The following is a 23,231-nucleotide window of genomic DNA, read 5'->3' on the forward strand; positions in this document are numbered from 1 at the left end:
GACGGAAGAGGAGTTGGTGATGAAAACTGCACGCCAGGTTCTGGAATCCAAGCCGACTCAGGCTATCTACAGCATCCCGCCGACGGCGACGGTCTATGCCGCGCTGCAGCTGATGGCCGAGAAAGGGATCGGCGCCCTGCTGGTCATCGAGCACGGTGACATCAAGGGCATCCTGAGCGAGCGCGACTATGCGCGCAAGGTGATCCTGATGCAGCGTACTTCGCGCGAGACGCTGGTACGCGACATCATGACCACCTCGGTGATCTACGTCAGTGCCGGCCAGAGCACTGACGAATGCATGGCGCTGATGACCAAGCACCGGCTGCGCCACCTGCCGGTGATGGAAAACGATGAACTGGTCGGTATGCTGTCGATCGGTGACCTCGTGAAGGACATCATCTCCGAGCAGCAGTTCATCATCGAGCAGCTGGAGCATTACATCCATGGGGGTGGGCATTAGGCAATGCGTTGGGCTGGTGGGGAATTGATGCGCCGGCCCTGCCCCCTGGCCCTTCTCCCGCGGGCGGGAGAGGGGAGAAAACCGTAGGGGTTTGACGACATGCCCCGCGGCCTCCCTTAGCGCGATATGCGCCGACCGCATATAATTATGCGGTTACTGAATTACGGTCACTCCGCTGCGGCTTACCGGCCGTTCCTGGCGGACCTTCCGGCCGGCAATTCCCCCTTCCCTGTGTTTCCCTCGCGGCACTGTGCCGCGTACCCGTGTCTGCAATGTCGTCGTCCGCACCCGCCGCCCAAGCCATTCCAACGCCCGTCCACGACCATCGCGCCATCATGCGCGTCATCGGCGGCATCGTGCTGTGCATCCTGCTGGCGGCGCTGGACCAGACCGTGGTGATCCCGGCGGTGCCGGCCATCGCCAACGACCTCAACGGGTTCGGCCACCTGTCGTGGATCGTGACCGCGTACCTGATCGTGTCGACGGTGACCACGCCGCTGTACGGCAAGCTTTCCGACAGCTTCGGCAGGCGCCGGCTGCTGATGGTGGCGATCACGCTGTTCATCGGCGCCTCGGTGGCGTGCGCGCTGGCGCAGACGCTCGGGCAGCTGATCCTGTTCCGCGCGCTGCAGGGCGTGGGCGGCGGCGGGCTGATGTCGCTGGCGCAGGCGGCCATCGCCGACGTGGTGGCGCCGCGCCAGCGCGGGCGCTACCAGGGTTACCTGGCCACGGTGTGGGCGGTGGCGTCGATCGCGGGGCCGCTGGTCGGCGGCTGGGTGTCGGACTACATGTCGTGGCGCTGGCTGTTCTGGGTCAACGTGCCACTGGGCCTGCTGGCGATGGCGATGTGCCATCGCGGCCTGGCGATGCTGGCGCCGCGCGGCGGTCCGGCGCGCGTGGACTGGCTGGGCGCGCTGCTGCTGGCGGTGGCCATCGTCGCCTTCCTGCTGGCGATGAGCTGGGGTGGCGATGTCTACGACTGGCTCTCGCCTGAGCTGGCCGCCCTGCTGCTCGCCGCGGCCGTGGCGGTGGCGCTGCTGGCGTGGCAGGAGCGCCGCGCGGCCGACCCGATGCTGCCGCCGCGGCTGTTTGCCAACCGCGCCTATGTGATGGGCGTGGCGGCGTCGGCGCTGTCGGCGCTCAACATCTTCCTGTGCATCTTTGCGTTGCCGCTGCATTTCCAGCTGGTGCGCGGTGCCGATGCTTCGACTTCCGGCCTGCTGGTGATGCCGTTCCTGCTGGCAACGGTGGCGGGCAACTTTATCGTGGCATGGGTGGCGCCGCGCGTAGGCCGCATGCGCGGCATCCTGACGGCGGGCTATGTCGCCGGTGCGCTCGGCCTGATCGTGCTGGCGCTGGTGACGCCGGCGGTGCCGCTGGCTGTCGTGCTGATGGCGATGACGCTGGCCGGCGTGGGCCTGGGCATCACCATGGTGGCCACGCTGATGAGCGTGCAGAACGTGCTGGAGCGCCGCGATACCGGCGCCGGCACCGGCGCGCTGCTGGTGCTGCGCTCGCTCGGCAGCGCGCTGGGCGGGGCGCTGGCGGGCACGCTGCTGACGCTGGAATTCCGCCATGCGCTGGCGGCCTCGGGCGTGAAGCAGGCGCTCGACCTGGGCGCGCTGCGCCATGGCAGCGAAGCGCTGGCGCAGCTGTCGCCGGCGGTGCGGCACGTGCTGGCGGGCGGTGTCGAGTCGGGCTTCCAGCTGATCTTTGCCGCCGGTGCGGCCGCGTCGGTGCTGGCGCTGCTGGTCGTGCGCAGCATGCCGGACTTGGAGCTACGCAGCAGCGTCACCGAACACGCGGCGACGCTGGCCATGGACTGAAGCGGCGGGCGGCAGCGGCCCCGCCATCGGCGTAGACTACGCGTACCCGATACAGCGAGCCGACCCCTGGAGCCCCGTCGCCATGTTCCGCCGTTCCGTGATTACCCATCCCGTCGCCTTCGCCGCCGTGGCGTTCGCCGCGGCGGCACTGCTGCCCTCGCCTGCCCGCGCCGCCGACAAGCCCGCAGCGCCCGTTGTGGCGACGCAGGCGGGCGCTTGCCCCGCATCGCTCAACTTCACCTTCCCGCGCCTGCAGGACGAAGCGCCGCAGAACCTGTGCCAGTACGCCGGCAAGGTGGTGCTGGTGGTCAACACGGCAAGCTATTGCGGCTTCACGCCGCAATACGAAGGGCTTGAGGCGCTGCACGCCAAATACAATGCGCGCGGGCTGGTGGTGCTGGGATTCCCGTCCAACGATTTCTCGCAGGAGCCGGGCTCGGAGAAGCAGATCGCGGACTTCTGCTACAACACCTACGGCGTCAAGTTCCCGATGCTGGGCAAGTCGCACGTGCGCGGCAGCGACGCCAACCCGATGTACGCGCTGCTTGCCAGACAGACCGGCACCGCGCCCAAGTGGAACTTCTACAAGTACCTGATCGGCCGCGACGGCAAGGTGGTGGCCAGCTACGACAGCCGCACCAGGCCCGACGACAAGGAACTGGTGGCGAAGATCGAATCGCTGCTCGGCGCGCAGCGCTGAGCGGCGCCCTCCCCGCACCACCTCCGCGCCAGCTCAGTCGCGCACCAGCCCTTCCGCGCGCATTGCTTCCTGTACCGCGGGCCGTGCGGCCACACGTGACAGGTATTCCTGCAGCGACGGGTAGGCGGTCAGCGGCATCATCAGCATGCGCGCCCAGCCAAGGATGGTGAAGCAGTACGCATCGGCCACGGTGTAGCGGTCTCCCATCAGGTATTGGCGGGTTTGCAGGTGGCGATCGAGTTCGGCGAACCGCGCCTGCAGCTTTGCCTTGCATGCCTGCTGCGTGCTTGCCGCGGTTTCCTTGTGCCACAGCCACGGGCTGAACACCTTGTGCAGTTCGGTGGAGACCAGGGTCAGCCAGCCGGTGGCTTCCAGCCGCTCGCGCGTGCCGGCGGCGGGCAGCAGGCCGCGTTCGGGCACCAGATCGGCGATGTACTGCAGCAGCGATGCCACTTCGGTATGGCGCGAGCCGTCGACCAGCTGCAGCAGCGGCACATAGCCGCGCGGGTTGATGGCGTAGTAGTCGTCGCTGCCGTTCTCGGGCTGTGCCAGCTTGTGGTGTTGCAGGTCGACCTGGGCCAGCGTAACGGGCAGGCCGGCTTCGCGCAGCGCGATGTGGACGGACATCGAGCATGCGCCGGGGGAGTAGTAGAGCTTCATCGCGATCCTGTTTGGGGTGGGCTGGCCGCCACGCCATTGTGGGGCCGTGGGAGCAGTCTAGGATCGCGGATTCGGTGCGGCAATGCGCGGGCGTGCGGAGGGGGATTGCAGATTTGCACAGCCCGCGTGCGTCGATGGCGCGACTGGATCGCGCCATCGTGGCTCAGGCAATCACTCCACTTCGCGGAACAGCCGGCCCCACCCTTTCAGCTCGCGCGTATCCACGCCGCACAGCCGCAGCGATTTCCACACCACGGTAGAAATGGTGTCGTACAGCGGGATCCCCGTCTCGGCTTCAAGCTCCTCGGCCAGGTGCGCCGCACGCAGGTTGGTGCAGAACGTGGTGATTGCCTGCGGCCCATGCTGCGCGAGGCCGCGCACCATCTCGCGGATGGTGTCGGCTTCGACTTCGGCAAAGCTGTAGTTCACGTGCAGGTCGAGGTGGCTTTCCGCCACGCAGTGAAAGCCGCTGCGTTCGTAGTTGGCGATGATGCGCTGCTGCACGTCGTCCAGGTACGGCGTGGCCAGGCCGAAGTTGCGCGCACCGGTCTTTTCCAGGATCTCGTTGAGCGCCAGCACCGAGGTAGTGGCCGGGATGCCGGTCGCCTCGGTGATCTGCCTGCACAGCGCTTCATCCTTGTCGAAGCCGAGCCAGCCGGACGAGGTGCCGTTCCAGGCGATGACGTCGACGCGCGCATCGGCCAGCAGGCTGGCGGCGGCCAGGATCTTGTCGAGGTTGAACTGCCCCAGCGCCTGGTCGCGCAGCGAGATCTCGGTCACGGTGAAGCGCGAGAAATGCGCGCTGACATTGGGCAGGCCGGCAACCATCGCGCTGGTGATGGGCTCGAGCGCCGTGTTGGAAGACGGCGTGAGCATGCCGAGTCGGATTTGCTTGGTCATGTTGTGTTCAGGAGTAAACGTGGGGGCTGGGACGTTGCCGGCCCCCTGCTTGTCTTGGAATTTGGTGATCGCAGCGATCCGCGCGGATCAGACCGGAATCTTGGTCTCGTAGTCGATGGCGGTCGAGGCCAGCAGCAGGCCAACGCCGGCAGCAGCGAAGAACATCAGCGCCAGGAAGTACGAGCCGGTGAACTGCACGATCATGCCGACGATGATGGGCACGGTGATGCCGCCGATATTGCCGCCCAGGTTCATCACGCCGCCCAGGAAGCCGACCTTGTTGCGGGTGCCGAGCATCGACGGAACGCACCAGAACAGGCCGCACCAGCGCAGGAAGAACAGCGTGGACGACAGCAGCACCACCACGATGATCGGGTCGCTGACATATGCCACCGAGAAGATCGAGGCCGTGGCCACCACCGCGGCGATGCCGAACAGCGTGCGCATCACCACGTTGGGACGGCCGCCCGCCTCTTTCCACTTGTCGGCGATCCAGCCGCCGACCAGTTCGCCGATAAAGCCGCTGAAGAAGATGATGAAGCTGGCGCCGCCCATCTGCTTGATGTCGAAGCCGTGCACCTTGTTCAGGTAGTTGGGCATCCAGGTCAGCAGGCCGTAGAACACGGTGTTGAAGCACATCCAGCCAGCGGCCATGCACCACACCGAGCGGTACTTGAAGAAATCCATGGAGCGGCCCGACAGGTTGGCCGGCTCGGCGCGGTGCTCGCTGGCCTGCGCTTCTTCGATATAGCGCGCTTCCATCTCGTTCACGCCGCGGTGCTCGCGCGGGGAATTGCGCACGTAATACCAGGCCATGAAGCCGGCCAGCACGGTGCCCACGCCGGCCACGATAAAGGCCAGCCGCCACGAGCCCAGCGAGGCGATCAGCCACGTGATGATGATCGCGCCCAGGGCCGCGCCCAGCGGTGCGCCGCCGTCAAGCAGCGTGGCGCCGCGGCCGCGTTCGTTCTGCGTCATCCAGATGGCGTTGAGCTTGCCGCCGGCCGGGTAGATCGGCGCTTCGGCGGCGCCAAGGCCGAGCCGCGTCAGCATCAGCGACATGGCATTGGTGGTGAACGCCGCGATGGTCTGGGCCAGTCCCCAGAACACGGTGGCGCAGGCGATCACGATGCGCGGCTTGTACTTGTCGGCCAGCATGCCGCCCGGCACCTGCATCAGCGCGTAGGTCCAGAAGAACGAACTGAGGATCAGGCCCTGCATGGTGGGACTGAGGTCGAACTCCTTCGCGATCAGCGGCATGGCCACCGAAAGCGAGGCGCGATCGATGTAGTTGATCGCGATGAGAAACAGCATCATCAAAAAAATCTTCCAGCGCACGGAGGTCTTGGCCTCCGTCAACACCGTCGCCTGGCTTGTCGTTTGCATGGCGGCGTCTCCTTGTCTCGGTCCTTTGGGTGGGCAGTTTTAATGGGTGTCGCGCAACAGGCCGGAGTATAGGATACGTAATCTGTAATTACAACGCTTGTAAGTTATTGATTTTACGATGTTGCGAATGCACAATTTTGGTATGTGATAGCCTTCTCGTGGTGCATTTCCCCATTCTGGTGACGTCTGTGACACAAACGCTTTCCCCTACCACGCGCCTGCGCACGCTCGGCATGTCCGCCGGCATCGCTGCCCGGCTGCGCACCATGATCGAAGAGGGCGAGTTGCCGCCCGGCGCCCGCATCGACGAGCGCGCCTTCTGCGAGACCTTCGACGTCTCCAAGACGCCGCTGCGCGAGGCGCTCAAGGTGCTGGTCTCCGAGGGACTGGTGCTGCACCGGCAGTACATCGGCTACCGCGTGGCGCCGCTGGACCTGGAGGAGTTGCGCGCCACCTTCGAGACCCTGCACGGGCTCGAGGCGCTGGCCGGCGAACTGGCGGCGCGGCGGCTGGGCGACGCCGCCATGGCGAAGCTGGAGCGGCGCCACCAGGCCATGATCGACGCGCATGCCGCGGGGCGGCGCACCGACTATTTCCGCATCAACCAGGAAATCCACCAGCTCATCATCGACGGCGCCGCCAACCCGGTGCTGGCCGGCGTCTACGCCACGCTGATGAGCAAGGTCCACCGCGCGCGCGGCGCCGCCAATGCCGACATCCTGCGCTGGCAGGAGTCGCATGAGGAACATGAAGAAATCATGGCCGCGCTGCGCGAGCCCGGCAGGCCGCGCCTGGCGCAGGTGCTGCGCCGGCATTCGGAGAACACCGCGACCGAGGTACTCGCCGTGGTGGCGGCTTCGCTGGGCGAAGCCGGTGCGCGCGCCCCCGGCCTGAAGCAGTCCGCATGAATCATCCCTAATCCAATCCCTGACGAAAGCAACGACGATGAAACTGGTTCGAGTAGGCAATCCCGGCGCCGAGCGCCCTGGCGTGATCGATGCAGACGGCCGCGTGCGCGACCTGAGCGGCGTGGTGGGCGAGATCGGCCCGGGCGAGCTGGCGCCCGCGGCGCTGGCGCGGCTGGCGCAGGTGGACGTGGCAGCGCTGCCCGTGCTCGAGGGCGCGCGCTTTGGCGTGCCCTGGACGGGTATCGGCAAGATCGTGGCGATTGGCCTGAACTATGCCGATCACGCCGCCGAGGCTGGCATGCCGCTGCCGGCGGAGCCGATCGTGTTCCTGAAGGCCAACAGCTCGCTCAACGGCCCGGACGACGATGTGATGCTGCCGTTCGGCTCGGAGAAGTCCGACTGGGAGGTCGAGCTCGGCGTGGTGATCGGCACCGTCGCGCGCAATGTCTCGCGCGAAGAGGCGCTGAACCACGTGGCCGGCTACTGCGTGGTCAACGACGTGTCCGAGCGCGAGTTCCAGATCGAGCGTGGCGGCACCTGGGACAAGGGCAAGGGCTGCGACACCTTCTGCCCGGCCGGACCGTGGCTGGTGACGCGCGATGAAGTGGCCGATCCGCAGGCGCTGGGCCTGTGGCTGGAGGTCAACGGCGAGCGCGTGCAGCGGGGCAGCACCGCGACCATGGTCTTCGACGTGGCCACGGTGGTCAGCTATGTCAGCCGCTTCATGACGCTGCTGCCAGGCGACCTGATCGCGACCGGCACGCCGCCGGGCGTGGGCATGGGCTTCAAGCCGCCGCGCTTCCTGAAGGCGGGTGACACCATGCGCCTGGGCGTGGAAGGGCTCGGCGTGCAGAGCCAGCGCGTGGTCGCCTACGGCGAGCGCTGATCACCCTCCCGGCGCAAGCCGGGCAGGGCGTGGCGTTACCTGGCAAGGTGACGCCGCCGCGCGCGTTGCGCGATGCTGCAACGCAGGTAAAGAGCGCCAGCTTCAATGGTTCCCCGTCGAAACGCTTTCACACAAAGCGTTGGGTTTCCATACAAAGCGTGCCGTGCGCGCAACGGTTCCGGTGGCGAAAACGCCCGGATCGCCTCGATTTACCCGAAATCGCACACTTGGCATTTCGCTTGCGTTTTCTGCGTGAAATACTGGTTATACAGGTTTCGCCAGAGAGCAAACGTCATGTCAGAGCACGCCCCCGAGATCGAGTCCTACCTCGGTACCACACTCAAGCGCCGCTACTGCGGGCTGGCCGACACCCTGGACAGCCGCGCCGAACTCGAGGCGATCCGGCGCAACATCCACCAGAATCCCGAGCTTGCCTTTGACGAGGTCCGCACGTCCGGCCTGATCGCCAGCCTGCTGGAAGCGTGGGGCTTCACGGTCACGCGTGGCGTGGGCGGGACCGGCGTGGTCGGGACGCTGCAAAGCGGCGAGGGCACGCGCAGCATCGGCATCCGCGCCGACATGGACGCGCTGCCGATCCACGAGCGCACGGGGCTGCCTTACGCGAGCGTCAATCAGGGCCGCATGCATGCCTGCGGCCACGACGGCCACACCGCGATCCTGCTCGGTGCGGCACGGCAGCTGGCGCGTACGCGCAACTTCGACGGCACCGTGCACCTGATCTTCCAGCCGGCCGAGGAAATCGGCGCGGGCGGCGGCGCCGAGCGCATGCTGGCTGATGGCCTGTTCGAGCGCTTCCCGTGCGACGCGATCTTCGGCCTGCACAATCATCCGGGCGTGGAGCAGGGCAACTTCCTGTTCCGCGCGGGCCCGTTCATGGCGGCGTGCGACACGGTCACCATCACCATCCGCGGCAAGGGCGGCCACGCGGCGCGCCCGCACCAGTCGGTCGATCCGATCCTGGTGGCCGGCAGCCTGGTGATGGCGCTGCAGTCGGTGGTGTCGCGCTTCGTGGATCCGAACGAGGCCGCGGTGGTGAGCATCGGCACGCTGCACGCCGGCCACGCACCCAATGTGATCCCGGACAGCGCGCGCATGGAAATCAGCGTTCGGTCCTTCAGCCCCGATGTGCGCGCGTCGCTGGAAAACCGCATCCGCCAGCTGGCGCTCTCGCAGGCCGAGGGCTATGGCGCCGTGGCGGAAGTCGACTACGTGCGCGGCTATCCGGTGCTGGTGAACAGCGAGCGCGAGACCGAGTTCGCGCGGCAGGTGGCCGAGGAACTGGTCGGCGCCGACAAGGTGGTGTCGCAGGCCGCGCGCATCACCGGCAGCGAGGACTTTGCGTATTACCTGCAGCAGCGTCCGGGCTGCTTCGTGCGGCTGGGCAATGGTGCCAGCCAGCCGCTGCTGCATAACGCGGGCTACGACTTCAACGACGAGAACCTGACGGTGGGCGCGGCGTACTGGACGCGCCTGGTGGAGCGGTATCTGGGGCGCGACGGGGCGCCGCGCTTCAGCGGAAGAACGCGCTCGGCGGCACGCCGAACTGCCGCCTGAACATCGTCGCGAAGGCGCTGGGGCTGTCGTAGCCCAGGTCCAGCGCCACGTCGACCACCTTGCTGCCCGCGGCCAGCTTTTCCAGCGCCGCCAGCAGCCGCGCCTGCTGGCGCCATTGCCCGAAGGTCATGCCGGTCTCGCGCGCAAAGCGGCGCTGGATGGTCTTGGGATCCACGCCCAGCTTTTCGCCCCAGTCCGCCAGGGTCAGCGCGATGTCGGGCGTTTGCACGATCGCGTCGCAGATCTGGCGCAGGCCTGCGTCAGCCGGGCGCGGCAGGTGCAGCGGCAGCGATGGCACCAGCAGGACTTCATCGAGCAGCAGCCGCATCAGGCGCGCATCGCGCGTATCCGGTTCATAGGGCAGGGGGATGTCGATCGCGGCCAGGATCAGCTCGCGCAGCAGCGGTGAGATGCCGAGCACGGTGCAGCGCTGCGGCAGGCCCGGCGCGGCATCCGGGCGGATATAAGCGGTGCGCATCTGCACGTGGCCGACCATGCGGATCCAGTGCATGGTGCCGCCCGGCATCCACATGCCGCGCGTGGGCGGCACGATCCACTGGCCTTCCTCGGTGGCTACCACCATCACACCGTGCACCGCGTGGATCAGCTGCGCGTGCGGGTGCTGGTGCCGCTTGGTCATTTCACCGGGCAGGTAGTCGGCGGCCATCGCGGCAACCGGCATCGGGCTGCGGTCGTAGCGGACGTAGCGCGGGGGACTGCTGTAGGTGTCGTCCGGCGTGGCGGCTGGCGGCACCGGCAAGCCGCGCAGATCGCGGGCCCGCCCGGTTGCGGAACCCGGCGGGGCGGTGTCGTCGGAGGCACGGGGCGCGCGCGGCATGTCCTTTTCTCCAAGGTTGCGGCCCCATTCTCGCAGGACAGGCGCGTGCGTGCCAGCTAGCATCCCGACTCACAGTCCTGGCCAGCGCCCCCGCTGACCGCTTTCCGTTTGTCGAGAGCCGCCAATGAGCACAACCATCGACTCCGCGCCGTCCGGCGCCTCAGCTTCCAGCATCTCCACCACGCCGGCGCAGGCCGAACGCACCGGCTTCCGCGTGCTGTCGGCGATCAGCTTCGCCCACTTCCTCAACGACATGATCCAGTCGTTGATCCTGGCGATCTATCCGATGCTCAAGGGCGGCTTCAACCTGAGCTTCACGCAGATCGGATTGCTGACCATGACGTACCAGGTCACCGCGTCGCTGCTGCAGCCGGTGGTGGGCCTGTACACCGACAAGCATCCCAAGCCGCATTCGCTGGCGATCGCGATGGCCTTTACGCTGGGCGGCCTGCTGCTGCTGTCGGTGGCGCCGACCTACGGCGTGCTGCTGGTGGCGGCGGCGCTGGTCGGCACCGGCTCGTCGATCTTCCATCCCGAGTCGTCGCGCGTGGCGCGCATGGCGTCGGGTGGCCAGCACGGGCTGGCGCAATCGATCTTCCAGGTCGGCGGCAACGGCGGCAGCGCCATGGGGCCGCTGCTGGCGGCGCTGATCGTGCACCAGCAGGCGAGCCTGGCGTGGTTCTCGCTGGCGGCGCTGGTGGGCATCGTGGTGCTGTGGCGCATCGGCGGCTGGTACGCGCGCCAGCTGGCGCAGGGCGCGCGCAAGCGCAAGGCCGCGGGCGCCGCGGCCAGCCCGGTGCCGACGCGCGTGGTGATGCGGGCGATGCTGGTGCTGATGGTGCTGGTGTTCTCCAAGTATTTCTACATGGCCAGCCTGACCTCGTACTACACCTTCTACCTGATGGAGCGCTTCGGGCTGGCGCAGCAGAACGCCCAGTTGCACCTGTTCCTGTTCCTGTTCGCGGTGGCGGCGGGCACCATCCTGGGCGGGCCGATCGGCGACCGCATCGGGCGCAAGCGCGTGATCTGGGCGTCGATCCTGGGCGTGGCGCCGTTCACGCTGCTGCTGCCGCACGCGGGCCTGTTCTGGACCACGGTGCTGACCTTCATCATCGGCTTTATCCTGGCGTCGGCGTTCTCGGCGATCCTGGTGTTCGCGCAGGAGCTGATCCCCGGCAAGGTCGGCATGGTGTCGGGGCTGTTCTTCGGCTTTGCCTTCGGCATGGGCGGCATCGGCGCTGCGGTGCTGGGCGGGATGGCGGATACGCACGGCATCGGCGCGGTCTATGAGTACTGTGCCTACCTGCCGCTGCTGGGGCTGCTGACGGTGTTCCTGCCGGACCTGCGCGAGCGCGCGCACGGCTGACACTCGGCCGGCTTTCCGGGGCGCCGGGTCAGTCAGGGCTCAGGCGTCGCTGGTCTCGTCGCCGCCAGGAGGCGGTTCGAACTGGCGCAGCCAGCGCCGCAGCAGCGTGGCCAGCTGGGCCCGTTCCGTGGCGCTGAGCGCCGCCACCAGGCGGTGCTCGTTCTCGACGTGCACTGCCACAGCATGATCGATGCGCTCGCGCCCGGCGTCGGTCAGTTCCACCAGCAGGCCGCGCCGGTCGTCCGGGTTGGGGCGGCGTTGCACCAGGCCCGCGCGCTCCAGGTGGTCGAGCCGGTTGGTCATGGTGCCGGACGTGATCATCAGCGAGCCGATCAGCGCGCCCGGCGACAGCGCAAACGGCGGGCCGGAGCGCCGCAGGGTCGCCAGCACATCGAATTCCCACGGCTGCAGCGCCGTTTCCGCCAGCGCGGACTCGATCGACTTGCCGGTATGACGGTTGAGCCGGGCCACGCGGCCGATCAGGCCCATCGGCGAAGCATCCAGGTCAGGGCGTTCGCGCGCCCACTGCGCGAGGATGGTGTCGACGTAGTCTGGCGTGTCGTCCGGGATTGCGGGCTGGGGTTTGCGGCGGGCTGGCATTGGTACATTCAGGCAGGAACGTAAGTATCTTGACATCAAACGATCTGCTTCGTAAAGTGGGTTTATCTTGATATCAAGAAACTTGACATGAAGGCGAATGGTCCGGCCAACTCTGCTGCGTCCGCTGCTGTATCCGCTTCTGCCGGGGCAATTTCCGCGGCTTCAGCGTCCCCCGCAACCGGTCGGCTGCCGCTGCGGGACATCCTCCTCACCGGCCTGGCCCCGGCGATCTGGGGCAGCACCTACCTCGTCACCAGCCAGTGGCTGCCGCCGGGCCAGCCGCTGCTGTCCGGCGTGATCCGCGCGCTGCCGGCCGGGCTGCTGATGCTGGCCTGGGGCCGCACCCTGCCCAAGGGCAGCTGGTGGTGGCGGGCGGCGGTGCTGGGCGTGCTCAATATCGGCTTCTTCCAGGCGATGCTGTTTATCGCGGCGTACCGGTTGCCCGGCGGCGTGGCCGCCACGGTCGGGGCGATCCAGCGTGCTGGGGCCGGCGGCACGGCTCGATGCCATTGGCGTGGCCGCGGCGGCCGCGGGTGCGGCATCGATGGCGGTGGGCACCGTGCTGACGCGGCGCTGGCAGCCGCCGCTGTCGCCGCTGGTGCTGACCGCATGGCAGCTGTGCGCGGGCGGCCTGTTCCTGCTGCCGTTCGCGCTGGCGCTGGAGCCGCTGCCCGGGCATTTCACGCTGGCCAACTGGCTGGGCTACGCCTGGCTGAGCATCATCGGCGCGGGCGTGACCTATGCGCTGTGGTTCCGCGGGGTGGGACGCATGCCGTCGTCGGCGGTTTCGGCGCTGGGCCTGCTGAGCCCGGTCAGCGCCACCGTGCTTGGCTTCGTGGTGCTGGGGCAGGCGCTGACCGCGGTGCAGGCGGTGGGGGCGTTGCTGGTGCTGGCGAGTGTCTGGCTGGGGCAGCGCGCGGCAAACTGAGTGCATGGGCATCGCCGCAGCCGCCGCGGACTGCTGCCGGCCTGCGTTTTGCGGCATCATGGCGGGCATGAAGTCCGCCGTGCCCACCATGCCCCCGCTCGCCCCGCCTTCTCCGGTCACCTCCGCGCCTGTCACGCCGGCCTGCGAGCGCTGCCTGGAACTGGCCGCCGACCCACGCCGGCGCGAGCCGCCTGCCTGCCTGGCGCTGCGCAATACCGCGCCGCTGGTGAGCCAGAGTGCCGCGGGCGTGCCGTTCAGCATGCTGACCTTTGCCTGCCGCGACTGCGGCACGGTCTGGCGCCTCTATGACCGCGCCAACGAGCTCTTTGTCTCCTGGGTGCCGGAACGCCCGCTGGTGCGCTAGGCACCGTTGAGCGCGCAACCGATCGGCTAAGATAGCGGCTGTCGCGCGCCGGCCGGCGCCCTGCCCGGCGAAGGCGCGCTCCGGATCCTCTCCCCGTATTCCCGACACCATGGCCTTCCCGTTCCGCCCGACCCTGCTGGCAGCCACCGTTGCCGCCGGCCTGCTGGCCGCCGCACTCCCCGTCGCCGCCTCCGCTGCCGCAGACAATTACCCCAGCCGCCCGATCCGCCTGATCGTCGCCTATCCCACCGGCGGCATCAGCGACACCGTGGCGCGCGCGCTCGGCGAGCGCCTGTCGGCGCAGATGGGCACCTCGGTGGTGGTCGAGAACAAGGCCGGCGCCGGCGGCAGCATCGGCATCGACGCCGTCGCCAAGGCCGCGCCGGACGGCTACACGCTCGGCTTCGCCTCGACCAGCCCGCTGACGCTGAACTCGCATGTCGGCCACGTCAACTACGACCCGCAGAAGGACGTGGCGCCGGTGATGAGCGTGATGTACTCGCCGGTGCTGGTGATCGCCACCAACGGCTTCAGCGGCAAGGGCTTCGCCGACGTGGTCGGCCAGGCCCGCGCCAAGCCGGGTTCGGTGCGCTGGGCGACCTCGGGGCTGGGCACGGTCGGCCATGTGGTGCTGGAGCAGATCAGGCAGAAGTCGAAGGCCGACATCACGCTGATCCCTTACAAGGGCGCCGGCCAGCAGATGAACGATGCGCTTGGCGGCCAGTTCGAGGTGATGAGCACCAACGCCAGCCCGGCACTGACCCAGCATATGCAGGCCGGCCGCCTGCGCGCACTGGCGGTCGGCGCGCCAAAGCGGCTGGAGAGCCTGCCGCAGGTGCCCACGCTGGCCGAGCTTGGCTATCCCAAGGCCAACCTGACTTCGACCTTCGGCGTGTTCGCGCCGGGCAAGACCCCCGCGGCGATCATCGAGCGCCTGAATGCCGAGCTGAACAAGGCACTGGCCGAACCGGACGTCCACGAGCGCCTGCTCAAGGGCGGCGAAGTGCCCACCGGCGGCACCCCGGCGCAGTTCGCCAGGTCGATCCGCGAGGAGTACGCGGAGAACGCACGCATCGTCAGGGAAGCCGGCATCAAGGCGGACTGACCTGGCGAATGCCGGCTCAGGCGGTATCGAGCCGGCACCCCAGCCCATAGACCGCAGACAGCCGCACACCGTTGTGCGGCCACAGCGACAGCTTGGTGCGCACGCGCGACAGGTGGCTGTCCACCGTGCGCGAGGTCGGCTCGATGTGATACCGCCAGACCTGGTCGACCATGGTCTGGCGCGGCACCACGCAGCCGAGATTGCGGAACAGCAGCACGGCCAGGTCGAATTCCTTCGGCGCCAGCGGCACCGGCCTGCCATGCACCCAGGCACGCCGCTCGGAAGGGGCAAAGCGGAACGCGCCATGCGCCACCTCGCAGGCTTGCGTGGACGGCCGCGCGCGCCGCAGCAGCGCCTGCACGCGCGCGGCCAGCTCGCCCAGCCGCGGCGGCCCCGGCAGGTAGCTGTCGGCGCCCTGCGCAAAGCAGGCCGCGACAAAGTCCTCTTCATTCGAGCCGCCGGTCAGCATCACCGGCAGCTCATGGCCCAGCGAGCGCCGCACCCACGCCAGCACATCCAGCGCCGGGATTCCCGGCGTTTCGCAATCGAGGATCAGCAGGTCGAACGGCTCGGCGTGCAGCGCGCCCAGCAGCGTGCGGCCGCTGAGGTAGCGCCGGCACTGGTGGCCGTCAAGGCGCAGGGCCTGTTCGATGCGGATGGCGAGGGTCGGATCGGCCTGCAGCGAGGCAATCTTCACGGTCGTGGCTCCTCCTGCCGGCGCAATGCCGCCGGCAATGGCGAAGCCATGTTATGGGCGCCTGGCTGAGGCAAGAAGTAAAAGATTGTTGAAAGCCCGAATTGAGGTCTTTCCTATTCGTCCGGCGGGGCACGCGGTCTTAAATGACGCGCTACGACTGCAGCGACTGTGCGCTGCGGGCGAACGTCGCCGGAGACCACACATGGGAAAGAAGATTGCATCGCTAGAGGACGCGCCCGCCGATGCGGCGCTGATCCGCCGGATCATCGCCGGCGGCGGGCATGAGTGCGTGACCTTCACCGAAAGTCGCAAGCTGCTGCTGGCGCTGCGTAATGCGTGCTTCGACCTGCTGCTGCTCGACTGGTCGATGCCGGACCTGTCCGGGCGCGAGGTGCTGGCGTGGGTGCGCACGCATCTCGACCGGCGCGTGCCGGTGATGTTCCTCAGCGGGCGCGATGCCGAGCAGGACATCATCAGCGCGCTCGCCGCGGGCGCCGACGACTACATGGTCAAGCCGGTGCGTCCCGCCGAACTGTCGGCCCGTGTGGAATGCCTGCTGCGGCGCGCCTATCCCCCGGTGCAGTCGCCGCACGCCCCGCTGCGGCTGGGCGAATACGCCTTCGACTGCGCCATGCGCACGGCCACCTGCAACGGGCATCCCATCTGCCTGACGCCCAAGGAGTTCGACCTCGCCGTGCTGCTGTTCCGCAACGAGGGCCGCATCGTCACGCGCGACCACATCACCGCCGCGGTCTGGGGGCGCGAGATCTCTTCGCTGTCGCGCACCATCGATACCCATGTGTCGCGCGTGCGCAGCAAGCTCGGCCTGCAGGCGTCGCAGGCGCTGCGGCTGACGCCCGTCTACACGCATGGCTACCGGCTGGAACGGATCGAGCGCGCCGCCGCGTGAGGGAAGCATGAGGGCAGGCACGAGGGCAGCGCACGCCAATGAAAAAAAGGCACCCGAAGGTGCCTTTCGCCAGGGACTGCTGATGGGGTAACGATCAGAAGATGTGGCGGATACCGACGGCAGCGCCGGTCTGGTTGTTGCGGCCCGGCATTTCGGTGATGGTGCCGCCCGAGACCTTGTTGAAGTCCACGGTGCCATAGACCTGGGTGCGCTTCGACAGCGAGTACTCGGCCAGCAGCACGCCGGTGTAGCGGCGGCCGTTGTTGTCGCTCACGCCGTTGACGTTCTCGACGTAGTCGCCGTAGAACACGCCGGTCAGGGCCAGGGCCGGGGTGGCCTGGTAGGTCATGCCGATGTAGCCGATGGTGTCCTTGCGCGGGTTAGCCGCGAAGTTGCCGCCAGCCGGGACCGGGTTGTTCGTCGCGCCGCCGGTGAAGTTCAGCGAAGCGTCGACCGAACCGGTGCGGTCCTGGCCGCCGATGTAGCCCAGGAAGATCTTTGCCGGGCCGATCGAGTACTTACCGGCAGCGCCCCACATTTGCTGCTTCTGGCCGGTGGTGTTGCGCACTTCCTGGTACACGCCGCCGACGGCGAACGGACCGTAGGTGTAAGCGGCACGCGTGCCCCAGTACTGGTTCTGGCTCATGCTGCCCGGCTGCTCGCCGAAGCCGTAGCTGGCGCCAACGTCCAGGCCGCCGAACTTGCCGCCGTAGCTGACGACGTTGTCGTTACGGAAGTTGGTCAGGAAGAACGGCCAGGCGTTGTTGGTGTAGTTGCCGATGGTCAGCGGATCGAAGTCGCCGAAGAAATTAAAGCCTTCGGTGTACTGGCGGCCCAGCTTGATCGTGCCGAAGTCGCCCGACAGGCCCACATAGGCTTGACGGCCGAACAGGCGGCCACCCTGGTTGGCACGGCCGGTGTCCGGATCGAAGCCGTTTTCCAGCTGGAAGATCGCCTTCAGGTTGTTGCCCAGCGCTTCGCTGCCCTTGATACCCCAGCGGCTGTTGGTCACTGCGCCGTTGGTCAGTTCCCACGAGTTGTCGTTGTTGGCGCTCGAGTTCGTCTGGAAGCGGATGCTCTGGTCAACGATACCGTACAGGGTGACGGACGACTGGGCGAATGCCGAACCTGCCAACAGGCTGCCGGCTGCGAGGACGATGGCCGATTTCTTCATGGTGCTCCTTTTCTGTCTTGTACTGTTCTCTGCCGGATCACGGCAGGGAGAAGGTCTACGTTTCGTGTAAACGCCGGCGAAAATTTAACAAAACGTAAGCAGTAAGGACACAAATGTCCGCCAAGCCCGGCTTTCAAGCAGGATTTTGGTGCGAATTCGTTGTCTCGCCGCTACAAATTCCAGTTTTGGTGCGACGCGCAATGCCCCAGGCCGCTTGGGCACTGGGCTTGTGAACTGATGGCGGAGCGCAAAAGACTACAGGCCAGGACGCAGACACTGCGCCCTGGCCTGTAGCGGGACGGATGGGGACCGGGCTATGGCGACCGGGATCAGCCTTGCGGGATCTCGATCTTGACTTCGAGCACCTCGAGGTTGTCCTGGCGCTCGAGGCTGACGCGCAGGTCCTGGTCGCTGATCTTGACGTACTTGGAAATCACCGCCACCAGCTCGCGCTGCAACGCGGGCAGGTAGTCGGCGGGGGCGGAATGGCCGGTGCGCTCGTGGGCGAGAATGATCTGCAGCCGCTCCTTGGCGACCGACGCGGACTTTTTCTTCTCCCCCAGCAGGAAGGAAAGGATCGACATTGGGATGAGCCTCCGGACCGTTTATTTGTTGCCGAAGATGCGGGAGAACAGCCCCGGCTTCTGGTAGTCGGTGAAGCGCATCGGCTTGTCCTTGCCGAGGAAGCGGTCCACCACGTCGCCATAGGCGTCGGCTACGTCGCTGCCTTCCAGGTGGATGGCGGGCGTGCCCTGGTTCGATGCGTGCAGGACGGCTTCCGATTCCGGCACCACGCCGATCAGCTTGATGCGCAGGATTTCCTGGATGTCGGTCAGCGACAGCATCTCGCCGCCGTGCACGCGCTTGGGGTTGTAGCGGGTGATCAGCAGGTGTTCCTTGATCGGATCGCCGCCTTCGCTGGCGCGCTTGGTCTTGGACGACAGGATGCCGAGGATGCGGTCCGAATCGCGCACCGAGGACACTTCGGGGTTGGTGACGATCAGTGCCTCATCGGCAAAGTACATCGCCATCAGCGCGCCCGACTCGATGCCCGCGGGCGAATCGCACACGATGTACTCGAAGTCCATCTCGATCAGGCCGTTGATGACCTTCTCCACGCCTTCCTTGGTCAGCGCGTCCTTGTCGCGCGTCTGCGAGGCCGGCAGGATGAACAGGTTTTCGCACTTCTTGTCCTTGATCAGCGCCTGGCGCAGGTTGGCTTCGCCCTGCACCACGTTGATCAGGTCGTACACCACGCGGCGCTCGCAACCCATGATCAGGTCGAGGTTGCGCAGGCCGACGTCGAAGTCGATCACGGCAGTCTTGTGGCCACGCAGGGCCAGGCCGGCGGCAAAGCTGGCGCTGGTGGTGGTCTTGCCGACGCCTCCCTTGCCGGAGGTCACAACGATGATTTTTGCCATGGCTCTTTGGTCCAGTAATTAGGTTGAAGCTTGCGCTGCTTGATTGGGGTCCCCGATGCCGGTGCGGTTACTTGAGCCGCAGCGCCTCGAGGATCAGTTTTTCTTCGGCCAGGCGTACCTGGGCCGTCTTGCCGAGCACGTCGGCCGGGAGCGTCTGCTCCGCGGTACGGTAGATGCCGGCAATGGAAATGAGTTCGGGCTCCATGCACGTGCTGAAGATGCGCGCACCGGTGTTGCCCTTGACGCCCGCCAGCGCGCGGCCGCGCAGCGGGGCATAGATATGGATGTTGCCTTCGGCAATGACCTCGGCCCCATAGCTGACCACGTCGAGGATCACCACGTCGCCGTGCGCGTAGACCTGCTGGCCCGAGCGCAGCGGCTTGTCGATCAGCAGGGTCTGGTGCTGGCGCACCGCGGCGGCGACCGCGGCGTCGGTGGTGGCCTGCGCGGCGGCGCGGACGGCGTCTTCGCGCGCGGCCTGCTCGGCCGCGGCTTGCGCGGCGGCCTGAGCAGCGGCCTGAGCAGCGGCCTGTTCCGCCTCGGCGGCGGCCTTGGCCTCGGCGGCACGATCGGCGCCGGCACCGCTGCCGCGGCGGCTCTGGCTGTCGAGCAGCGGCAGACCGAAGCGCTCGGCCCATTCGCGCTGGCCGGCGCGGGCCACCACGCCGATGGCGCGTGCCTTGAGCGTGGCCAGGGTCTCGATCACCGTGCCGAGCGCGACTTCGCTATCGTCCTCGAGCGCGCGCAGGTCCAGCGCGATCACGTCATTGGAGAAGAAATCGGGAGTGGCTTCGAACCGGGAGAGGAGGTCATCCCGCAGCGCAGCCATGTCGGCGGTCTGGAGGGCGAGAAGGAGGGCATCGACGTTGCCACTGCGCAGCTCGAAGCGTGGCGATTTCTTCTGGGACATAGCCGGGTGACCGTGGAAATGCCACATTCTAACGTTGTCTTACACGCGAACTGTAACAATTGGCGCGATCCGTGAGATCGAGCCGCAATAGGTGCCCTGTGCGTTCCATCTGCCCGCGCGTTGTGCAGCACGCGGCTCGCACCGCCGGCGCCGAGTGACCGGCGACACGCAGGGCCGGCTCTCGCCGCCGTAGCAATTTGCAAAGCCTTGTTACGATTGCGCCATTGGACAGCGGAGTTCCCATGGGCGCCATCGTCAATTGCGTGGCCTACCGGCAGGGCCAGCGGCTCGGCACGGTCGGCATGGAAGAGATCCCCACGGTGCTGGGCGTGCCCGGCACTTTTGTCTGGCTCGGGCTGCATGAGCCAGACCTGACGCTGCTGCGCAAGGTGCAGCTCGCCTTCGGCCTGCACGACCTGGCGGTGGAAGATGCGCTCGATGCGCACCAGCGGCCCAAGCTGGAGGCCTATGGCGATTCGGTGTTCGTCGTGCTCAATACGGCGCAGCTGGCCGAGGACGAAGTGGTGGTCGGCGAGACGCATTTGTTCGTCGGTCCCAACTACGTGGTCTCGGTGCGCCATGGTGCGAGCAGCGCCTACACTCCGGTGCGCGAGCGCTGCGAAAGCGACCCGCAAGGCCTGGCGAACGGACCCGGCTACGTGCTGTACGCGCTGATGGACTTCGTGGTCGATCACTACCTGCCGATCGTCACGCGGCTGGAAGACACGCTGGAGGACCTGGAGCAGGGCATCTTCCGCGACGAGTTCGACCGCGGGGCGATCGAGAATCTGTACCGGGTCAAGCGCCAGGTGCTGCGCCTGCGCAATGCGGTCAGCCCGGTGGAAGACATGTGCAGCCAGCTGATCCGCCTGCACGAGGAGCTGGTGCCGAAGGAACTGCGCGCCTACTTCCGGGACATCGAGGACCACGCCAGCCGGCTGGTGCGCACGCTGGACGTGATCCGCGAAATGCTGACCACCGCGGTGCAGGTCAACCTGGCACTGGTGACGGTGGGCCAGAACGAGGTGGTCAAGCGGCTTGCCGGCTGGGGCGCGATCCTGGCGCTCCCGACGGTGGTGTTCAGCCTGTACGGGATGAACTTCGATTTCATGCCGGAGCTGACTCTCCACTACGCCTACCCGGCAGTGATCGGCGTGACGGCGGTGGCGTGCGGACTGCTATGGCGGCGGCTCCACCGCGCGGGATGGATATGATCCGATCGCGCTAATTTATTGATGCTAAGAATGACGGATCATTATTTTTCATATGATTGATTATTCGCATCGATAAACTGGCCCGCCTACCGGGTGCCCCCGCTGACTCCTACACTGGAGCAAAGAAGGCGCCGCGCCCGGAGTCCGCCATGTCGAAAGCCCGTTCCCCGCATGCCGCCGTGCTGGCCGGCATCCTCTGCTGTGCATGGCTGTGCCTGCCGCCCGCCGCCGCCGCACCCCAGCCGCCCGCCCCCGCACAGACGCAGACCCGCGACGCCGTTGCTGCCTATGAGTCGGGCCGCTTCGACGAGGCCTTGCAGGGCTTCTCCAGCGCCGCGCGCCAGGGCAACCGCCTGGCGCAATTCAACTACGCGATGATGCTGCTGCGTGGCGAGGGCACCGCTGCGCGGCCGCAAGAGGCCCTGGTGTGGCTGCGCAGGGCGGCCGACAACGGCATGACGCATGCGCAATACACCTGGGGCGATCTGTACGAGCGCGGCCAGCTGGTGCCGAAATCGCTCGAAGAGGCGAACCGCTGGTATGAGCGCGCGGCGCAAGGCGGGCACGTGCAGGCGCAGATGGAGCTGGCAACGAACTACTTCACCGGTCGCGGCGTGCCGCGCGACTATGCGCAGGCGTTTGCGTGGTACCGGCGCGCGGCGAGTGCGGGAGATGGCGGGGCGCAGTACATCGTCGGCAGCTTCTATGAGCACGGCGAGCCGGGCGTGGTCGATCGCGATATCGAGCAGGCGAAGATCTGGTATGCGCGCTCAGCGGCGCGCGGCGATCCGGGGGCGCTGGCGAAGTTGAGGTCGCTGCTGGAGGAGACGGTGAAGGGAAGGGCGGGGATGTAGTCCTCTCCCGCATCGCGGGAGAGGTAGCAAACAGCTGGCAGGCCTGGATCAGCCCAGCTTCTTCCTCAGCAGCTCGTTCACCTGCGCCGGATTGGCCTTGCCCCTGGTCGCCTTCATCGCCTGGCCGACCAGCGCATTGAACGCCTTTTCCTTGCCCGAGCGGAATTCCTCGACCGACTTGGCGTTGGCCGCCAGCACGTCGTCGATGATCTTCTCCAGCTCGCCGCTGTCCGACATCTGCTTCAGGCCCTTGGCGGCGATGATGGCGTCGGCATCGCCGTCGTGCTCGCCAGCCCACATGGCCGGGAACACGTCCTTCTTGGCGGTGTTGTTCGAGACCGTGCCGTCGGCGATGCGCGCCAGCAGCCTGGCCAGCTGCGCCGGCTTGACCGGTGCGTCGTCGATGGCGATGCCTTCGCGGTTCAGTTGCGAGGCCACGTCGCCCATCAGCCAGTTGGCGGCGGGCTTGGCGTTGGCGGCGCCGGCATCGGCGACCACGGCCTCGTAGTAGGCGGCAAATGCCTTGGTCGCGGTCAGCGTGGTCGCGTCATACGCCGACAAGCCGTATTGCGACACAAAGCGCGCCTGCATCGCGGCCGGCAGCTCCGGCAGCGCATTGCGCACGCGCTCGATCCAGGCCGGTTCGATCTCCAGCGGCATCAGGTCCGGGTCAGGGAAGTAGCGGTAGTCGTGCGCGTCTTCCTTGGTGCGCATCGCGCGGGTCTCGCCGGTGTCCGGATCGAACAGCACGGTGGCCTGCTGGATCTTGCGGCCGTCCTCGATTTCTGCGATCTGCCACTGCACTTCGTATTCGATGGCCTGCTGCAGGAAGCGGAACGAGTTCAGGTTCTTGATCTCGCGGCGCGTGCCGAATTCCTTCTGGCCGACCGGGCGCACCGACACGTTGGCGTCGCAACGGAAGCTGCCCTCCTGCATATTGCCGTCGCAGATGCCCAGCCACACCACCAGCGAGTGCAGTGCCTTGGCGTAGGCCACCGCTTCGGCGGCGCTGCGCATGTCGGGCTCGGTGACGATCTCGAGCAGCGGCGTGCCTGCGCGGTTCAGGTCGATGCCGGTCATGCCGGCGAAGTCCTCGTGCAGCGACTTGCCCGCGTCTTCTTCCAGGTGCGCGCGCGTCAGGTTGACGGTTTTCTCGTAGAACTCGCCCTTCTTGCCTTCGACCTGGATGGTGATGGTGCCGCCCTGGACCACCGGGATCTCATACTGGCTGATCTGGTAGCCCTTGGGCAGGTCGGGGTAGAAGTAATTCTTGCGCGCGAAGATGCTGCGCGGCGCGATGGTAGCGCCGATCGCCAGGCCGAACTGGATCGCGCGCTCGACCGCGCCCTTGTTGAGCACCGGCAGCACGCCGGGCAGCGCCAGGTCCACCGGCGAGGCCTGCGTGTTGGCCTCGGCCCCGAAGGCGGTGGACGTGCCAGAAAAAATCTTGGAGGCCGTCGAAAGCTGCGCGTGCGTTTCGAGGCCGATCACCACTTCCCATTGCATGGCGGTATTCCTGTTCGGTTCTTTCGTTCTGTCTGTTGCGGCG

Annotated in this window: 23 protein-coding genes and 1 pseudogene; 13 read left to right on the forward strand and 11 right to left on the reverse strand. The window is 67.2% G+C overall.

What is annotated here, in order from left to right; all coding sequences use genetic code 11:
* Positions 1–19 precede the first annotated feature (19 nt).
* The 3 genes from AC5WJ1_RS00250 (at position 20) to AC5WJ1_RS00260 (ending at position 2,986) form a co-directional block, all read left to right on the forward strand.
* Positions 20–460: a CBS domain-containing protein gene (locus AC5WJ1_RS00250; RefSeq protein ID WP_133096672.1), complete on the forward strand. Its 441-nt coding sequence runs from the start codon at positions 20–22 to the stop codon at positions 458–460.
* A gap of 272 nt (positions 461–732) precedes the next feature.
* A complete protein-coding gene (locus tag AC5WJ1_RS00255; protein ID WP_195427753.1) occupies positions 733–2,286 on the forward strand; it encodes an MDR family MFS transporter in 1,554 nt (517 codons plus the stop codon).
* A gap of 82 nt (positions 2,287–2,368) precedes the next feature.
* The gene (locus AC5WJ1_RS00260) at positions 2,369–2,986 is read left to right on the forward strand and encodes a glutathione peroxidase (RefSeq protein ID WP_133096674.1); all 618 of its coding nucleotides are present in this window, start codon (positions 2,369–2,371) and stop codon (positions 2,984–2,986) included.
* A 33-nt stretch (positions 2,987–3,019) separates the two neighbouring features.
* Here the strand turns inward: AC5WJ1_RS00260 and gstA are convergent, their stop codons facing one another.
* The 3 genes from gstA to AC5WJ1_RS00275 form a co-directional block, all read right to left on the reverse strand.
* Positions 3,020–3,646, reverse strand: a complete 627-nt coding sequence (gene gstA / locus AC5WJ1_RS00265; protein WP_133096675.1) for a glutathione transferase GstA — start codon at positions 3,644–3,646, stop codon at positions 3,020–3,022.
* A gap of 171 nt (positions 3,647–3,817) precedes the next feature.
* Positions 3,818–4,546, reverse strand: coding sequence for a maleate cis-trans isomerase family protein (locus AC5WJ1_RS00270; RefSeq protein ID WP_029047813.1), 729 nt, complete (start codon positions 4,544–4,546; stop codon positions 3,818–3,820).
* An 87-nt stretch (positions 4,547–4,633) separates the two neighbouring features.
* Positions 4,634–5,932 (reverse strand): MFS transporter, encoded by a 1,299-nt coding sequence (locus tag AC5WJ1_RS00275; protein WP_133096676.1) that lies wholly within the window; start codon positions 5,930–5,932, stop codon positions 4,634–4,636.
* A 188-nt stretch (positions 5,933–6,120) separates the two neighbouring features.
* On the opposite strand from AC5WJ1_RS00275, the gene AC5WJ1_RS00280 reads away from it, so the two are divergent.
* The 3 genes from AC5WJ1_RS00280 (at position 6,121) to AC5WJ1_RS00290 (ending at position 9,301) form a co-directional block, all read left to right on the forward strand.
* The gene (locus AC5WJ1_RS00280) at positions 6,121–6,840 is read left to right on the forward strand and encodes a GntR family transcriptional regulator (protein WP_240745916.1); all 720 of its coding nucleotides are present in this window, start codon (positions 6,121–6,123) and stop codon (positions 6,838–6,840) included.
* A gap of 37 nt (positions 6,841–6,877) precedes the next feature.
* A complete protein-coding gene (locus AC5WJ1_RS00285; RefSeq protein ID WP_135704089.1) occupies positions 6,878–7,726 on the forward strand; it encodes a fumarylacetoacetate hydrolase family protein in 849 nt (282 codons plus the stop codon).
* A gap of 294 nt (positions 7,727–8,020) precedes the next feature.
* Positions 8,021–9,301 carry a M20 aminoacylase family protein gene (locus AC5WJ1_RS00290; RefSeq protein WP_494476283.1) on the forward strand — a complete coding sequence of 427 codons (1,281 nt, stop codon included), beginning with the start codon at positions 8,021–8,023 and terminating at the stop codon, positions 9,299–9,301.
* Here the strand turns inward: AC5WJ1_RS00290 and AC5WJ1_RS00295 are convergent.
* Positions 9,258–10,139, reverse strand: a complete 882-nt coding sequence (locus AC5WJ1_RS00295) for an AraC family transcriptional regulator (protein ID WP_135704093.1) — start codon at positions 10,137–10,139, stop codon at positions 9,258–9,260. The genes AC5WJ1_RS00290 and AC5WJ1_RS00295 overlap by 44 nt on opposite strands.
* Positions 10,140–10,263: 124 nt before the next feature.
* Here AC5WJ1_RS00295 and AC5WJ1_RS00300 point away from each other — a divergent pair, with 124 nt between their 5' ends.
* Positions 10,264–11,505, forward strand: coding sequence for an MFS transporter (locus tag AC5WJ1_RS00300; protein WP_434033245.1), 1,242 nt, complete (start codon positions 10,264–10,266; stop codon positions 11,503–11,505).
* Positions 11,506–11,544: 39 nt separating this feature from the next.
* Here the strand turns inward: AC5WJ1_RS00300 and AC5WJ1_RS00305 are convergent, their stop codons facing one another.
* On the reverse strand, positions 11,545–12,105 hold the full coding sequence (locus tag AC5WJ1_RS00305; protein ID WP_494476284.1) for a MarR family winged helix-turn-helix transcriptional regulator: 561 nt from the start codon (positions 12,103–12,105) through the stop codon (positions 11,545–11,547).
* A gap of 186 nt (positions 12,106–12,291) precedes the next feature.
* Between AC5WJ1_RS00305 and AC5WJ1_RS00310 the strand changes: the two are divergent.
* From AC5WJ1_RS00310 to AC5WJ1_RS00320, 3 genes and pseudogenes are all read left to right on the forward strand, one after another.
* Positions 12,292–13,033: pseudogene (locus tag AC5WJ1_RS00310) on the forward strand (EamA family transporter).
* 58 nt (positions 13,034–13,091) lie between these two features.
* Complete coding sequence (locus AC5WJ1_RS00315) at positions 13,092–13,397, forward strand: hypothetical protein (protein ID WP_434034035.1); 306 nt, start codon at positions 13,092–13,094, stop codon at positions 13,395–13,397.
* Positions 13,398–13,506: 109 nt separating this feature from the next.
* Positions 13,507–14,502, forward strand: a complete 996-nt coding sequence (locus tag AC5WJ1_RS00320; RefSeq protein WP_494476285.1) for a Bug family tripartite tricarboxylate transporter substrate binding protein — start codon at positions 13,507–13,509, stop codon at positions 14,500–14,502.
* Between the two features lie 16 nt (positions 14,503–14,518).
* On the opposite strand, the gene AC5WJ1_RS00325 is transcribed toward AC5WJ1_RS00320, so the two are convergent.
* The gene (locus AC5WJ1_RS00325; protein ID WP_133096683.1) at positions 14,519–15,199 is read right to left on the reverse strand and encodes a response regulator transcription factor; all 681 of its coding nucleotides are present in this window, start codon (positions 15,197–15,199) and stop codon (positions 14,519–14,521) included.
* Positions 15,200–15,401: 202 nt separating this feature from the next.
* On the opposite strand from AC5WJ1_RS00325, the gene AC5WJ1_RS00330 reads away from it, so the two are divergent.
* Positions 15,402–16,109 carry a response regulator transcription factor gene (locus AC5WJ1_RS00330; protein ID WP_133096684.1) on the forward strand — a complete coding sequence of 236 codons (708 nt, stop codon included), beginning with the start codon at positions 15,402–15,404 and terminating at the stop codon, positions 16,107–16,109.
* Between the two features lie 94 nt (positions 16,110–16,203).
* On the opposite strand, the gene AC5WJ1_RS00335 is transcribed toward AC5WJ1_RS00330, so the two are convergent.
* The 4 genes from AC5WJ1_RS00335 to minC all read right to left on the reverse strand — a co-directional run bounded on the left by AC5WJ1_RS00335 (position 16,204) and on the right by minC (position 19,614).
* Complete coding sequence (locus AC5WJ1_RS00335; protein WP_135704100.1) at positions 16,204–17,283, reverse strand: porin; 1,080 nt, start codon at positions 17,281–17,283, stop codon at positions 16,204–16,206.
* Between the two features lie 329 nt (positions 17,284–17,612).
* A complete protein-coding gene (minE, locus tag AC5WJ1_RS00340; protein ID WP_006164360.1) occupies positions 17,613–17,867 on the reverse strand; it encodes a cell division topological specificity factor MinE in 255 nt (84 codons plus the stop codon).
* 21 nt (positions 17,868–17,888) lie between these two features.
* Positions 17,889–18,704: a septum site-determining protein MinD gene (gene minD / locus AC5WJ1_RS00345; RefSeq protein ID WP_029047801.1), complete on the reverse strand. Its 816-nt coding sequence runs from the start codon at positions 18,702–18,704 to the stop codon at positions 17,889–17,891.
* A 67-nt stretch (positions 18,705–18,771) separates the two neighbouring features.
* The gene (gene minC, locus AC5WJ1_RS00350; RefSeq protein WP_494476286.1) at positions 18,772–19,614 is read right to left on the reverse strand and encodes a septum site-determining protein MinC; all 843 of its coding nucleotides are present in this window, start codon (positions 19,612–19,614) and stop codon (positions 18,772–18,774) included.
* A gap of 242 nt (positions 19,615–19,856) precedes the next feature.
* Between minC and AC5WJ1_RS00355 the strand changes: the two genes are divergently transcribed.
* The gene (locus AC5WJ1_RS00355) at positions 19,857–20,828 is read left to right on the forward strand and encodes a magnesium and cobalt transport protein CorA (protein WP_133096687.1); all 972 of its coding nucleotides are present in this window, start codon (positions 19,857–19,859) and stop codon (positions 20,826–20,828) included.
* A gap of 149 nt (positions 20,829–20,977) precedes the next feature.
* The gene (locus AC5WJ1_RS00360; protein ID WP_135704104.1) at positions 20,978–21,682 is read left to right on the forward strand and encodes a tetratricopeptide repeat protein; all 705 of its coding nucleotides are present in this window, start codon (positions 20,978–20,980) and stop codon (positions 21,680–21,682) included.
* Positions 21,683–21,730: 48 nt separating this feature from the next.
* Here AC5WJ1_RS00360 and gatB read toward each other — a convergent pair whose 3' ends face one another.
* Complete coding sequence (gene gatB / locus AC5WJ1_RS00365; protein ID WP_494476287.1) at positions 21,731–23,188, reverse strand: Asp-tRNA(Asn)/Glu-tRNA(Gln) amidotransferase subunit GatB; 1,458 nt, start codon at positions 23,186–23,188, stop codon at positions 21,731–21,733.
* Positions 23,189–23,231: the final 43 nt, after the last annotated feature.

This window comes from Cupriavidus sp. MEYA8, from assembly GCF_059278825.1.

Bases quoted from the DNA above. Each gene is read 5' to 3' on its own strand.
- AC5WJ1_RS00250 (WP_133096672.1), top strand. From the start codon at position 20: ATGAAAACTGCACGCCAGGTTCTGGAATCCAAGCCGACTCAGGCTATC.
- AC5WJ1_RS00255 (WP_195427753.1), top strand. From the start codon at position 733: ATGTCGTCGTCCGCACCCGCCGCCCAAGCCATTCCAACGCCCGTCCAC.
- AC5WJ1_RS00260 (WP_133096674.1), top strand. From the start codon at position 2,369: ATGTTCCGCCGTTCCGTGATTACCCATCCCGTCGCCTTCGCCGCCGTG.
- gstA (WP_133096675.1), bottom strand. From the start codon at position 3,646: ATGAAGCTCTACTACTCCCCCGGCGCATGCTCGATGTCCGTCCACATC.
- AC5WJ1_RS00270 (WP_029047813.1), bottom strand. From the start codon at position 4,546: ATGACCAAGCAAATCCGACTCGGCATGCTCACGCCGTCTTCCAACACG.
- AC5WJ1_RS00275 (WP_133096676.1), bottom strand. From the start codon at position 5,932: ATGCAAACGACAAGCCAGGCGACGGTGTTGACGGAGGCCAAGACCTCC.
- AC5WJ1_RS00285 (WP_135704089.1), top strand. From the start codon at position 6,878: ATGAAACTGGTTCGAGTAGGCAATCCCGGCGCCGAGCGCCCTGGCGTG.
- AC5WJ1_RS00290 (WP_494476283.1), top strand. From the start codon at position 8,021: ATGTCAGAGCACGCCCCCGAGATCGAGTCCTACCTCGGTACCACACTC.
- AC5WJ1_RS00295 (WP_135704093.1), bottom strand. From the start codon at position 10,139: ATGCCGCGCGCGCCCCGTGCCTCCGACGACACCGCCCCGCCGGGTTCC.
- AC5WJ1_RS00300 (WP_434033245.1), top strand. From the start codon at position 10,264: ATGAGCACAACCATCGACTCCGCGCCGTCCGGCGCCTCAGCTTCCAGC.
- AC5WJ1_RS00305 (WP_494476284.1), bottom strand. From the start codon at position 12,105: ATGCCAGCCCGCCGCAAACCCCAGCCCGCAATCCCGGACGACACGCCA.
- AC5WJ1_RS00315 (WP_434034035.1), top strand. From the start codon at position 13,092: ATGGCGGGCATGAAGTCCGCCGTGCCCACCATGCCCCCGCTCGCCCCG.
- AC5WJ1_RS00320 (WP_494476285.1), top strand. From the start codon at position 13,507: ATGGCCTTCCCGTTCCGCCCGACCCTGCTGGCAGCCACCGTTGCCGCC.
- AC5WJ1_RS00330 (WP_133096684.1), top strand. From the start codon at position 15,402: ATGGGAAAGAAGATTGCATCGCTAGAGGACGCGCCCGCCGATGCGGCG.
- AC5WJ1_RS00335 (WP_135704100.1), bottom strand. From the start codon at position 17,283: ATGAAGAAATCGGCCATCGTCCTCGCAGCCGGCAGCCTGTTGGCAGGT.
- minE (WP_006164360.1), bottom strand. From the start codon at position 17,867: ATGTCGATCCTTTCCTTCCTGCTGGGGGAGAAGAAAAAGTCCGCGTCG.
- minD (WP_029047801.1), bottom strand. From the start codon at position 18,704: ATGGCAAAAATCATCGTTGTGACCTCCGGCAAGGGAGGCGTCGGCAAG.
- minC (WP_494476286.1), bottom strand. From the start codon at position 19,614: ATGTCCCAGAAGAAATCGCCACGCTTCGAGCTGCGCAGTGGCAACGTC.
- AC5WJ1_RS00355 (WP_133096687.1), top strand. From the start codon at position 19,857: ATGGGCGCCATCGTCAATTGCGTGGCCTACCGGCAGGGCCAGCGGCTC.
- AC5WJ1_RS00360 (WP_135704104.1), top strand. From the start codon at position 20,978: ATGTCGAAAGCCCGTTCCCCGCATGCCGCCGTGCTGGCCGGCATCCTC.
- gatB (WP_494476287.1), bottom strand. From the start codon at position 23,188: ATGCAATGGGAAGTGGTGATCGGCCTCGAAACGCACGCGCAGCTTTCG.